The 13,448-nt window shown below is 39.3% G+C and carries 10 protein-coding genes; 3 read left to right on the forward strand and 7 right to left on the reverse strand.

Annotated elements, in window-relative coordinates; all coding sequences use genetic code 11:
• Nucleotides 1-126 precede the first annotated feature (126 nt).
• A complete protein-coding gene (locus AAEU28_RS00500) occupies nucleotides 127-879 on the forward strand; it encodes an electron transfer flavoprotein subunit beta/FixA family protein (RefSeq protein ID WP_138482334.1) in 753 nt (250 codons plus the stop codon).
• The gene (locus tag AAEU28_RS00505) at nucleotides 876-1,802 is read left to right on the forward strand and encodes an electron transfer flavoprotein subunit alpha/FixB family protein (RefSeq protein WP_421962500.1); all 927 of its coding nucleotides are present in this window, start codon (nucleotides 876-878) and stop codon (nucleotides 1,800-1,802) included. Before AAEU28_RS00500 ends, AAEU28_RS00505 begins: the two co-directional genes overlap by 4 nt.
• Before the next feature lie 66 nt (nucleotides 1,803-1,868).
• Here the strand turns inward: AAEU28_RS00505 and AAEU28_RS00510 are convergent, their stop codons facing one another.
• A complete protein-coding gene (locus AAEU28_RS00510; RefSeq protein WP_421962501.1) occupies nucleotides 1,869-4,613 on the reverse strand; it encodes a methyl-accepting chemotaxis protein in 2,745 nt (914 codons plus the stop codon).
• Nucleotides 4,614-4,741: 128 nt separating this feature from the next.
• A complete protein-coding gene (locus AAEU28_RS00515; RefSeq protein ID WP_421962502.1) occupies nucleotides 4,742-7,249 on the reverse strand; it encodes a TonB-dependent receptor in 2,508 nt (835 codons plus the stop codon).
• A 139-nt stretch (nucleotides 7,250-7,388) separates the two neighbouring features.
• Between AAEU28_RS00515 and AAEU28_RS00520 the strand changes: the two genes are divergently transcribed.
• Nucleotides 7,389-7,913, forward strand: coding sequence for a YaeQ family protein (locus AAEU28_RS00520; RefSeq protein WP_421962503.1), 525 nt, complete (start codon nucleotides 7,389-7,391; stop codon nucleotides 7,911-7,913).
• A gap of 2 nt (nucleotides 7,914-7,915) precedes the next feature.
• Here the strand turns inward: AAEU28_RS00520 and yfaE are convergent, their stop codons facing one another.
• The 5 genes from yfaE to ubiG all read right to left on the reverse strand — a co-directional run bounded on the left by yfaE (nucleotide 7,916) and on the right by ubiG (nucleotide 13,376).
• The gene (gene yfaE / locus AAEU28_RS00525) at nucleotides 7,916-8,188 is read right to left on the reverse strand and encodes a class I ribonucleotide reductase maintenance protein YfaE (protein WP_138482325.1); all 273 of its coding nucleotides are present in this window, start codon (nucleotides 8,186-8,188) and stop codon (nucleotides 7,916-7,918) included.
• Nucleotides 8,188-9,318 carry a class Ia ribonucleoside-diphosphate reductase subunit beta gene (gene nrdB, locus AAEU28_RS00530; RefSeq protein WP_138482323.1) on the reverse strand — a complete coding sequence of 377 codons (1,131 nt, stop codon included), beginning with the start codon at nucleotides 9,316-9,318 and terminating at the stop codon, nucleotides 8,188-8,190. The genes yfaE and nrdB overlap by 1 nt, the downstream gene beginning before the upstream one ends.
• A gap of 60 nt (nucleotides 9,319-9,378) precedes the next feature.
• On the reverse strand, nucleotides 9,379-11,664 hold the full coding sequence (gene nrdA / locus AAEU28_RS00535; protein ID WP_404389492.1) for a class 1a ribonucleoside-diphosphate reductase subunit alpha: 2,286 nt from the start codon (nucleotides 11,662-11,664) through the stop codon (nucleotides 9,379-9,381).
• A 357-nt stretch (nucleotides 11,665-12,021) separates the two neighbouring features.
• Nucleotides 12,022-12,666, reverse strand: coding sequence for an HAD family hydrolase (locus AAEU28_RS00540; RefSeq protein WP_421962504.1), 645 nt, complete (start codon nucleotides 12,664-12,666; stop codon nucleotides 12,022-12,024).
• Nucleotides 12,666-13,376, reverse strand: a complete 711-nt coding sequence (ubiG, locus tag AAEU28_RS00545) for a bifunctional 2-polyprenyl-6-hydroxyphenol methylase/3-demethylubiquinol 3-O-methyltransferase UbiG (RefSeq protein ID WP_421962505.1) — start codon at nucleotides 13,374-13,376, stop codon at nucleotides 12,666-12,668. The genes AAEU28_RS00540 and ubiG overlap by 1 nt, the downstream gene beginning before the upstream one ends.
• Between the last annotated feature and the right edge of the window lie 72 nt (nucleotides 13,377-13,448).

Genomic DNA, 13,448 nt, shown 5'->3' on the forward strand with positions numbered 1-13,448 from the left:
TTTTATAAGTTAATCTAAGGTTATTTTAGGTTGACGTTTACGTCAACAGGAAGTAGGCTGATTGCATTAAATAAATGTATTGACGTTAGCGTCATCTTCAAGAATTAACCAGATCATGGAGTAACTATGAAAGTACTTGTGCCAATCAAACGCGTGATTGACTACAACGTCAAGGCAAGAGTAAAGCCTGATAACAGTGATGTTGATCTAACGAATGTAAAAATGGCGATGAACCCTTTCTGTGAGATTGCGGTAGAAGAAGCCATCCGATTAAAAGAAGCGGGCATTGCGACAGAAGTGATTGCTGTGTCTATTGGTGATAAAGCTTGTCAAGAGCAGCTACGTACCGCACTAGCACTAGGCGCTGACAAAGCCATTCAAATTGATACAGATGCAAAGCTTGAGTCAATTCACGTTGCTAAGCTACTAAGTAAGCTTGTAGAACAAGAACAACCTGAATTAGTTATTTTAGGTAAGCAGTCGATTGATTCTGACAATAACCAAACTGGTCAAATGCTTGCAGCATTAACAGGTCGTAGCCAAGGTACATTCGCTTCAAAAGTAGTTGTTGAAGGTGGTAAAGCATTAGTTACTCGTGAAGTGGACGGTGGTTTACAAACTGTGTCGCTATCACTTCCAGCAGTTGTTACAACAGACTTACGATTAAATGAACCGCGTTATGCTTCTCTACCAAACATTATGAAAGCAAAGCGTAAGCCATTAGACGTAATTGCAGCTGACAGCCTAGGTGTTGATTTAGCACCTCGAACTGAACTTTTGAAAGTTGAAGAGCCAGCTAAGCGTGAAGCAGGTATCATAGTTGAAGATGTAGCAGAGCTTGTAAATAAATTAAAAACTGAAGCTAAGGTGATCTCATGAGTGTATTAGTAATTGCAGAGCACGAGCAGGGCGCTCTTAAACCTGAAACAGCTAAAGTTATCAATGCAGCTGCAAAGATTTCAGACAATATCACAGTGTTAGTTGCAGGCCATTCAGTAGCAACTGTCGCTGAATCTGCTGCTAAAATCGCAGGTGTTACATCAGTAATTGTTGCTGATAGGCCTGTCTTTGAACATCAGCTAGCAGAAAGTACAGCGGACTTAGTTGTAGAGCTTGCTGCTGATTATTCACATATTCTTGCGAGTGCTTCAACCACAGGTAAAAACACTTTACCTCGCGTTGCTGCACTACTAGATAAGTCGCAGATTTCTGAAATCATTGATGTTATTGATGCAGATACTTTCAAGCGACCAATTTATGCGGGTAACGCAATCGCAACGGTTAAGTCAGCAGAAGATAAAAAGATTATTACAGTGCGAGCAAGTGCATTTGATGCACAAGGTGAGCAGTCTGCAGTTGCAGTTTCATCTGTTGAAAGTAGTGCTGATAATATTCTTTCTGAGTTTGTTTCTGTTGAGCAAACTGAATCAGAACGCCCAGAATTAAATGCTGCACCTGTCGTGATTTCAGGTGGTCGCGGTATGCAAAATGGTGAAAACTTTGCCCTACTAAATGGCATCGCAGATAAGCTAGGTGCAGCTATTGGTGCATCTCGCGCCGCAGTTGATGCAGGCTTCGTACCAAATGACATGCAGGTAGGTCAAACAGGTAAGATTGTTGCGCCTGACTTATATATTGCAGTTGGTATCAGCGGTGCAATTCAGCACTTAGCAGGTATGAAAGACTCTAAAGTCATTGTTGCCATAAACAAAGATCCAGATGCACCAATTTTCCAAGTCGCTGACTATGGTTTAGTAGCCGACTTATTTGATGTGTTGCCTGAACTAGAAAACGCATTATAAAAACAACAATAGTTTCTGGTTGTAAAGCCGCGCTCCATCTAATGGTCGCGGCTTTTTTATTTGCTATTACACATTAAATTGACTGACTAGAGCTTTTAAGTGTGAGGCTTGTTTATCCAAAGACGCACCGGCATGACTGGTTTGCTCAACAAGCGAGTTGTTTTGTTGAACACTTTGGTCGATTTGTTTAATGGCAATATTGATTTGTGACACGCCATTTGACTGCTCACTACTTGATACTGCAATGTCATTCATAAGTTTAGACAGAGTTTGAATACTACTTACGATATCGCGTAAGGTATTACCTGATTGCTCAGCAAGCATCAAACCATTTTCAACCTTGTCGGCACTGTCTTTTAGCAAACCAGAGATTTCTTTAGCAGCATCTGAGCTTCGTTGTGCTAACTGACGCACTTCTGCGGCAACCACGGCAAAGCCTCGACCTTTTTCACCTGCTCTCGCGGCTTCAACGGCGGCATTGAGCGCAAGTAGATTAGTTTGAAATGCAATACCATTGATTACTTCAATGATATTAGAAATCTCATTTGAACTGTCACTAATGGCCTTCATTGCGATAACTGTATTATTAACTAATTCACCACCTTCGATGGCTTGTAGGTCGGCATTTTGTGCGTGTTCATTTGCGGTTTGTGCATGCTTGGTATTACTGGTGACTTTATCAGTTACTTCACCCATAGAGACGGTCGTTTCTTCAATAGAAGCCGCTTGCGATTCTGTAGACGAATTCAACTCTTGTGTTGATTGACTTATTTGCGCAGATGCGTTTGCAACGGTATTTGCTGTTTCATTAATTTCACTGACCATACCGGCAAGATTTTCAATGCTTTTGTTGACTGAGTCTTTGAGACTTGCAAAGTCACCTGAGTAGTTACCGTTGATTTTTTTAGTTAAATCGCCTTGCTCTAAGGCATTCATCACGGTGATACAAGACTGTAATGGGGTAGAGATAGCATCTAGTGTGTCGTTGATTGAAGAAACTATATCTCTATAAGCTCCTTGATGTAATTCACTATTTGCGCGCTTTGATAGCTCACCTAAATTAGCGGCTTTTGCTAGCATTGAGGTATCAGATAAAAGTTGCTCAATGGCATGCACGCTGGTTTCAAAGCTATTCAATATTTTTTCAAAATCACCTTTGAATTGTGTTTTATCTAGTTCGGGTAATTGCCCAATGGCAATATTATCAAGATAATTAGACGTGAGTTGTACAGGTTTAATAATTGCATCAAGCGTTTGATTGATACCGGTGATAATAGATTTAAATTCTCCATTATGTGCGTTGCTATCTGCACGGTTTGAAAGCTTGCCTGCTAAGGCTGAGTCTACTAAATACGTCGAGTCAGAAATTAATAAGTTAATCGCTTTAGCGCTTTGTTCTAAAGATTGTTTAATCTTTAAAAAGTCGCCTCTATAGCTCCCTTCAATTTTACTTGGTATTTCACCACGTGAAATAGCAGTAAGATATTTTTCTGTTTGCTGGACGGGCGAAACGATAGCATCAAGCAAGCGATTGATACCTTGGCTCAGTGTCATCATGAAGCCGTTTAGATTATGAAGCTCTAACCTGGCGTCTAATTGGCCTGCTACTGCAGCATTAATAATGTCGTCAACTTTATTTTCTGTGTTTCTCTGTTCGGTTAGATCATTGAGTTCAACGACCACACCAATGACTTCATTAGCATTATTTAAAACAGGGCTCGCTGTAACATCGAGATAAACATGCTCGACATTCATTTCGAATTGAACTTGTTGAGTTTTAGCTTGCTCAATATGTTGTTCATAGTTACTCGACAATATCTGAATAATATTAGACCCAATCAGTGTTGAAGGAGGGTTGATTAAACCTTGATAGCGATTGAATAGGGCGTTTGTTTCATAATTTGCATAAATAATTTCATTATTTTCTTTGTAAAGTAAAACTGGGGAAGAGGCGTTGTCTAATGCTTGTTTAATTCGGCCGCTTTCTTCTGCTTGTAATTTTTGCTGGAGCATTTGTTGGGTCAATTGCTCATTGGCTTCACGAATGTTGGTTTGCATCTTATCGAGGGAAGTAAGTAAAGCGCCAATCTCATCTTTACTAGTTGAGTTGATGCTGTTTTCTAAATTACCGTCAGATATTTCAGTTGCAACTTGTGACGCTATTTTTATAGGGCGAGTGATCCATCGCTGAATTAACAATGCCATGATCACGATTACAATAAATGAAACAACCAGGGTGATTACAGTACTTTCAAAGATCGCAGTTTCTTTTTCATCACGCAGTCTTTTTACTGCATTGTCAACATATTTATCTATGGATTGATTGAGTTCTTTTAGCTGAGTTGCAGCTGCTCTATCTATACCTTTAACGGCTTTGTCACCTGCTTGCGTATTGTAATTCGCATTTTCAAAATCAGACAAACCAATACGATATAATTCGCCAAGCTTATTATGCTCAGTTTTAAATTTATTAAGTTGTGACCGGATAGCTTCTGGCAAATAGGCTTTAGCCATAAGCTCAGAAGTTAGGTTTTGTACAACCTTTTCTTGTTCTGTAAATTGCTTTAAATATTTATCGAATTGTTCAGGGTTTTCACCACGAATAAGAATATTTTTCCACTCTTGGACCTGAGTTTTGAAAGTATTTAAGATGAGGTTAACTTTTAATTGTGCACTTAGCTCTTCTTCTATTAGAACATCATATTCTTGTGCAATATATTTAACAGAGTTAATCGCGAACATTGCACTGAGAAGTACTAAGGCTAATCCACCAAAAACTGTGCTGAGTAACTTGGCTTTAACAGTCTTCATCTTCATTCCCTAAATTTATTTCAGTATTATGAAGACTAGTGAAATATAATATTAATTCAATGTTTTGTAAGGAATAATATAAAAAAAGGCCAATAAATTGGCCTTTTTTTAGTGTGATTACTTTAAATTTAGAAGAATGCTCTAACACCTAATTTAAAGTTTCTGCCAGGAAGCGGTGCTTGCTCTTTAATTACAGAGGTATGTACGAAGCCTAATTCATCTGTTAAGTTATCGATATTAAAATAAGCCATTACATCATTACCGGCGATATCAAAATCATACTGCATGCTGAAATCAACCAACGTATAAGCGTCTGTTTTACTCTCGTAGGCAGTAATTTTATTTTGACTTGCGTAATGGGTAACAGTTACATCTGCAACTAAATTCTCTAGTGCGTATTCGTATTTAACACCAATTTTATTACTCGGAATACGAGGTAAATAACTTGAGTCTTTTAGTTTTGCTGTGATTGAATCTGCAAATAGTTTAATCGTGTTTTCATCGTTTAGCTTATAGTGCGTATCTAACTCAAAACCATATAGCTCAGCATCTTGGCTATTGAATTGGTATACAGGTAACGCGCCTTCATGCTCATGGTCAGCTTCTTCAATACCATGTTCAGAAGAGTAAATTAAACCAGTATTTTCTTGATAATAATAGTTTTCAACATCGTTATAGAAAAAGTTCAGTGTGTAACCAAAATCACCAGTGAATTTTCTAAAGCTGATGTCAAAGTTCGTAGAAACTTCTTGTTGAATATCTTCTGGTTCGAAGTGGGCTTCACCATTTTCTAAATGATAACCAAGCCCTAACTCATAAGTACTTGTTGCTATATGCGTACCGTTAGAAAGTAGTTCGGCGGTTAAAGGTGAACGTTCAGAGTGTGACAAGTTAACAGCTATGTTTTGTCCTTCAGCATAATCATATACACCACCAATAGAGTAGCTCATATTTGTTTGGTTTAACTCATATGCAAGTAAACGTTTTTCGTCATGCTCTTCGTGCTCGTGCTCGTGCTCGTGCTCGTGCTCATCATGCTCTTCGTGTGCTTCCTCAGTGATAACACTAGAAAGTTTGTAATCTTCAATTCTAGCACCAAGCTCAAGGGTAAAGTCACCAAACTTTTTTTCTTCTAAGACATAAAGCGCATGACTTCTTGTTTCAGTAGCAGGCGTAAATGCCTCTGCACCTTGAGCTTCATAATCACTATCAGAGAAATGATAGCCAATAATGCCATGCCAACCAGCAAGTTTATGCTCAACACTGGTTCTTAATTCAGACGTTTTATTTTTGAAAGTTGTGCCTACAGCGCCGCCTTCAATTTCACTGTGTTGATAATCTGTAAAACCTGCTTTCACATTAATATTTTCAATGTAATCGTTGTGAAGTGCGTAATTTAAAAGTGCTTGCCAACGGTCTTGTTTTACCCGTGCAAAAACACTTTCTTCATTATGACCTTCGTCTTCATGAGATTCATGTTCATCTTCTTCATGGCCTTCATGCTCGTGTTCTTCGTGCTCGTGTTCTTCGTGTTCGTGGTCATGATGAGCATGGCTATGAGCTGGAATACCATAATCTGTATCAATTCTGCCAAATGAAAATCCTAAAGTCAGATGGTCATTGACATAGCTGGTACCAAAATTAACCTGTTGAGAGTCGATGAATGTATTTGGTACAGATTTTAGTAGTGCTTCCTGTTCATCGTGCTCTTCATGCTCTTCGTGTGCTTCATGTTCACCGTGCTCTTCATGGGCTTCGTGTTCATCATGATCACTATGTTCTTCATAAGAAGGATATTCAGGTGTGTCATAATCTTTACCGTTTCTTACCACACCGTCAAAATGGAAATTGAATCCATCATTACCTGTTTCGAATAATGCAGCATAAGTATTCGTTTTAGACACAGTATCGAAGCTATATCCAACAGCACCCGTTGACGACTCAATGATGTCTGTGGGAATACGGTTATCTACAACGTTTACAACTCCACCTATTGCACCAGAGCCATAAAGTAGGGTTGCTGGGCCACGTAATACCTCTATTTGTTCTGCTGATAAACTTTCGTTACTAGTCGCATGGTCAGGACCAATACGAGAAGCGTCGCTACTATCTAAGCCATTTTGCGTGATTTTTACTCTTGGACCATCTAAGCCACGAATAATTGGGCTAGAAGATACTGGCCCGAAGTAGCTCGCATTAATACCAGGCTGACCTTTAAGTGTTTCGCCTAGAGTTGGCTTAGCTTGCTTTTTCAATTCATCGCCAGATAAAACTGAAACAGGTGATGCCATTTCTAAATTGTTTTTATGAAGGGCAGAGGCATAGACAACGATACTTTCAACTGAACTAGGCTCTAAAGACACTAGTACGTTACCTTGATCTGCTTTGATATCAATTCGCTGGTCGATGTAGTTGTTTTTAGTGATGTGTAGCTGACTATCAGAATCAGTGTTGATGCTAAATTTGCCAAACCTATCAGTAATAACAGATTGCTTTTTACCATGAAGGTGGACCTTTGCACCAGATATAGGTTGTTTGTTTGAGTCAATCACTTTACCAGTGATTTGAGCGGCATATGCATTGCCTGCAGAAAGAGCTGTTAGAATTGCAGTCGCAAGTATAGAGTGTTTTTTCATCTTAGTACTTCATAAGTGTTCTCAGTTATGGTTATGGTATAACAACACTGTGCCTGCGATCAACGAATGTTATACTGTAGCTTTGTTGAATTATCGCATTTTTGACCTAAAGTTTGTTTATTAGGGATAGGAGCATCTGATGAGCAAACCTTTTGTATTTAAAGCAAGGTTAAAAGTGGCGGATCTTTTTCACCATGCAAATCATATTGAAGTGTTTACAACTGCTGTTGCAAAAAGAGAAACTCTAGAGCACTTTCTACTTAGGATATTAGGGTTTTGTGCACTTTCCTATAACCAACGTACTTTTTTGAATCAAAAGTCAGATAAATCGTATCCGGATGTTTGGTGTGAAAACGATGAGCAAGAGATTGTTATAGCATTATATGTATCAGAGTTAGACATAAGCGAAATCAACAGGCTATGTAAACTTTACGATAAACTTTTGATTTTAACTATCGACGGTGAGGGCTGGTACGAAGAAGTATCACCACACTTAATACAGCATCACAATATTAGTATTTTCACCCTTAAAGCAAGCTTCATAGAAGAACTAAAAACAAACCTAACCAATAGTATGCACTGGAATATTCTAATTGAACAGAATTCGATGAGTGTGAGTGATAAGTCAGGTTACTACCAAACAGAAGTAAAACAACTTTTTTAAAACTAGAGTAATGTGATTGAAATATCAGTTAAAGGTTTAGAGCAACACATTAATACTTCACCATCTCTTACAAATGCTAACGGCTCTTGGTTGTAAATCACTTCACCTGAGTTAAGTTTGGCTCTACATGCACCACAAAAGCCTTCTCTACATTGATAAGTGACTTCGATATTTGCTTTTTCGAGTGCATCAAGTATGGAAGGGCACTGAGCCGCAAATGTAAGCGGCTCAGAATGTTCTTCAATAGATATTTTGGAACTAGGTTTCGAGTTCATTATAAATCGAAATCACCGAAGTCAGATGCATCGACCTGAGAGTCGATTTGGCCGACTAGGTAAGAGCTGATCTCAGCTTCTTGCGGAGCAACTTGAACGTTGTCTGATACTAACCAGGCATTGATCCAAGGGATTGGGTTACTCTTCGTTTCAAAGATAGGCTTTAAACCAACAGCTGACATACGAGTGTTCGTAATGTATTCAACATATTGGCAAAGAATGTCTTTGTTTAAACCAATCATGGAACCGTCTTTAAACAGATATTCAGCCCATTCTTTCTCTTGCTGTGCAGCTTCTTCGAACATACGAATTGCTTCGGCTTCACATTGCGCAGCAACAATAGACATCTCAGGATCGTCTTTACCTTCTTGCATAATATTTAGAATATGCTGAGTACCAGAAAGGTGAAGGGCTTCGTCACGGGCGATAAGCTTGATGATTTTTGCGTTACCTTCCATCAGTTCACGCTCTGCAAAAGCAAATGAACAAGCGAAGCTGACATAGAAGCGGATAGCTTCTAAAATGTTTACAGACATGATGCAAAGATAAAGCAGTTTCTTAAGTTCAAATAAGTTAATTCGAACTTCTTCGCCATTAATGACATGCTTGCCTTCACCGTAAAGGTTATAAATAGAAACCTTTTCGATTAATTCGTCATAATACTTAGTAACCGCGTCAGCACGCTCATTGATTTTATCGTTGCTTACGATGTCGTCAAAGATAACTTCAGGTGACTGCGTGACGTTACGAATAATATGTGTATATGAACGGCTGTGAATTGTTTCACTGAACGCCCAAGTTTCAATCCAAGTTTCAAGCTCAGGGATTGAAACGATAGGTAATAATGCAACGTTTGGCGAACGGCCTTGAACACTATCAAGCAATGTTTGATATTTCAAGTTGCTTAAGAAAATGTGCTTTTCATGTTCAGGCAACGCTTGGAAATCTAAGCGGTCTTTAGACACATCAACTTCTTCTGGACGCCAGAAAAACGAAAGCTGCTTTTCAATTAACTTTTCAAAAATAGGGTATTTCTGCTGGTCATAACGTGACACGTTTACAGTTTGACCAAAAAACATTGGTTCTTTTAACTGGTCGTTATGATTTCTGCTAAATGTAGAATAAGACATATTTAATAATACTCGATAACGCAAAAAAATGAGTAAGCACACTGCTTACTCACGTCTTAATTAAATTTTACACGCGCCGCCTTCGCAGCCATCATCTTCAATTTCTGGTTTTAATTCGTCTTGAGAGTCTGACGCACCATCACGTGTATTGTGATAATAAAGTGTCTTAACACCCAACTTATAAGCAGTAAGCAGGTCTTTAAGAAGCAACTTCATTGGTACTTTACCACCTTCAAAGCGGCTTGGATCATAATTTGTGTTTGCAGAGATAGTTTGGTCTATAAACTTCTGCATAATACCAACAAGACCAAGGTAACCGTCATTCGATGGGATGTCCCAAAGTAGCTCATATTGATCTTTTAGCTTTTCATACTCAGGCACTACCTGCTTCAAGATACCATCTTTACTTGCCTTAACACTGATATGGCCACGAGGTGGCTCAATACCATTTGTCGCATTTGAGATCTGTGAAGAGGTCTCTGATGGCATCAGAGCAGATACTGTCGAGTTACGCATACCGTGCTCTTGAATGCTTGCGCGTAGCGCATCCCAATCAAGACGAAGTTCTTCGCTACAAATGTTATCTAGGTCACGCTTGTATGTATCAATCGGCATAATACCTTTTGAATACGTTGTCTCATTGAACTTAGGACATGCACCACGCTCTTTCGCTAGTTCATTTGAAGCTTTCATTAGATAGTATTGAATCGCTTCAAATGTGCGGTGTGTTAGGTTATTTGCACTGCCATCAGAGTATTTTACGCCATTTTTCGCAAGATAATAAGCATAGTTAATTACACCAATACCTAGCGTACGACGACCCATAGTTGCAGTGTGAGCAGCAGGAACAGGGTAGTCTTGGAAATCTAATAGATTATCCAGTGCACGAACGGCAAGCTCGGCTAACTCTTCAAGTTCATCTAGAGATTCGATTGCGCCAAGGTTAAATGCTGATAGCGTACACAGCGCGATTTCACCTTCTGGGTCATTAATATGTGAAAGCGGCTTTGTCGGCAACGCAATTTCAAGACATAAGTTAGACTGACGAATAGGTGCAACTTTTGAATCAAACGGACTATGTGTATTACAGTGGTCAACGTTTTGTAAGTAAACGCGGCCTGTACTCGCACGCTCTTGCGCAAACATAGAGAATAATTCAATCGCTTTAATGCGCTTTTTACGAATAGACTCATCTTGCTCGTACTGCGTATATAAACGCTCGAACTCTTCTTGATCTTCAAAGAATGCATCATAAAGACCTGGCACATCAGACGGGCTGAATAGTGTGATGTAGTCGTCTTTGATAAGGCGAGCGTACATCGTTTTGTTGAACTGCACACCGTAATCTAGGTGACGAACACGGTTTTCTTCAACGCCACGGTTGTTTTTAAGTACCAGTAGGTTTTCTACTTCTAAATGCCAAAGCGGGTAGAATAAGGTCGCTGCACCACCGCGCACACCACCTTGGGAACAACTTTTAACAGCCGTTTGGAAATGCTTATAAAATGGAATACAACCTGTGTGGTAAGCTTCACCGTTACGAATTGGGCTGCCTAACGCGCGAATACGACCCGCATTAATACCGATACCAGCACGTTGGCTAACGTATTTAACGATAGCTGATGAAGTCGCATTGATTGAGTCTAAGCTATCACCCGTTTCAATTAATACACAAGAGCTGAATTGACGTGTTGGTGTACGAACACCAGCCATGATAGGTGTAGGTAATGAAATCTTGAATAAAGAAACCGCATCATAGAAACGTTTGATGTAATCAAGACGAGTTTCTTTAGGGTAATCAGAGAATAAACTTGCAGCAACAAGAATGTATAAAAACTGAGCGCTCTCATAGATTTCGCCAGTTACACGGTTTTGTACAAGGTACTTACCTTCTAACTGTTTCACAGCTGCATAGCTAAAGTTTAAGTCGCGGCTATGATCTAAGTAGTTATCAAGCTCGTCAATTTCTTGCTCGGTGTAATCGATAAGAAGGTGTTGATCATAACGCTTTTGTTCAACCAGCTTTGTAATGTGATCGTATAAACGTGGCGGCTCAAACTGGCCATATGCTTTTTTGCGTAAGTGGAAAATAGCTAAACGCGCAGCAAGGTACTGGTAATCTGGAGAGTCTTTATCGATCAAATCGGCAGCAGCTTTAATGATAGTTTCATGAATATCTTCAGTACGGATCCCATCATAAAATTGAATGTGTGACTTTAATTCAACCTGAGAAACTGAAACATTATCTAGGCCTTCTGCAGCCCAAGTAATGACGCGGTGAATTTTATCGAGATCGAGCGGCTCTTTGCGGCCGTTTCTTTTACTGACAGATAACTGTTGGTTCATAGCTGTGCCTGTAATCCTTCGGATTGAATATTTAAAAAATAATTGGCGAAAAATAGCTCAGGTTTTGACCACTATATATGGTGGTTCTTCTGATTGGGATCACAAGATAGTGGGGTTCAATTTAATTTGCAATAGCAAGGTAAATGCACAAATGTGGATAAGTTTGGGATAAATAAAAAGTGTTAGTAACTATTAACCTTTTGAGGTTTGACGCAAGTAACCTCAGCAGGAAATCAATAAAAATGATGCGATTTTTAAAGAAAATAAAAAAATTTTTAGAGTGTTTTCTTAATGAGCAGCTTGTGGCGATGAAAGAGCCAAAACACTAGATATAGTGTTCTGGCGTAAATATGAGCACTAGATATGGTCTAGTACTAAAAGTGGGTTAGTTAAATTTAGATCTGCTTGCCAACTGTAGGCGTCTTCAAGACTAGGGATGTATCCCCATAACGCACAGGCAGAAGTCATACCAGCCGCTTTTGCTGCTTGAATATCTCGTTGTGCATCACCGACATAAAGGCATTCGGATGAGCTAGTGCCTAATTGTTCCGCTGCATATAATAATGGTTTAGGTGAAGGCTTAGCTTCATCTAATGTGTCTCCACAAACAATAACTTCAATTTCTTTAAGTGCTGAAATTTGTCCAACAAGAGGTAAAGTCAGGAATGTGGGCTTATTTGTCATGATAGCGACTTTTATATCATCATCATGCAAAGACTGAATTAATTCTGGTACACCGTCAAAGCAACTAGTATGCACTGCAATATTGGCTTCATAACGATCAAGTACATCTTGTCTTAAGCGAGCTAAATCAAATTCAGCGAGCCTACTACCAAAGCCAACTTCTAAAAGTGCTTTTACGCCGTCAGAAATAGCAGGGCTATATACTTCTCGAGATACAGCAGCAAGGCCATTTATTTCAAGAACGTGGTTTAAAGCTGCCCCCAAGTCGTCAGTGGTGTCGAGTAGGGTGCCATCTAAATCGAATATGACAGCCTTCATTAATCAAGTTTCTCGAAATGTAGTAAGTAATTCACACTGACATCATCAGTCAAGGTGAATGTTTTATTGATTGGGTTGTAATTGATCCCCGCACTGGCGCGAACTTTAAGACCTGCTTTTTCAGCCCAGCCGATTAAAACAGAAGGGCGAATAAACTTATCGTGCTCATGTGTACCCTCAGGTACCATTTTTAGAATTTTTTCAGCACCGACGATAGCAAGCAAATACGCTTTAATGGTTTTGTTTAACGTTGAAAAGAACACACTTGCGCCAGGCTTTGCCATTTGTGCAGCAGCTTGAATAATAGATTCAGGATCTGGGACGTGCTCAAGCATTTCCATGCATGTTACTACATCAAATTTCTCAGTATTGTTTGCGGCAAATTCTTCTGCGGGTACTTTTATATAGTCAACTTTTACACCCACTTCTAAAGCGTGCAGTTTGGCAACATTGAGTGGCTCTTGGCCTAAGTCTATACCGGTCGCTTTGGCTCCAAGTTTCGCCATGCTTTCAGTTAAAATACCGCCACCACAGCCGATATCGACAACTTGTTTATTAAATAAACCATTAGATTTGTCATTAATAAAATCGAGACGTAACGGATTAATATCATGAAGGGGTTTAAATTCTCCTTCTGTATCCCACCATCTTTCTGCGATGCTCTCAAATTTCGCAATTTCTTGTGGATCTACATTCTGATGCTCGGTCATAAAAAACTTCCTCGTGAATCTGAGCGCATTTAAATTGGATTATTTCAAAATCACACGGATTTTGCGCCTGTA

The organism is Pseudoalteromonas sp. SS15, from assembly GCF_049257195.1.
Classification (GTDB): domain Bacteria; phylum Pseudomonadota; class Gammaproteobacteria; order Enterobacterales; family Alteromonadaceae; genus Pseudoalteromonas.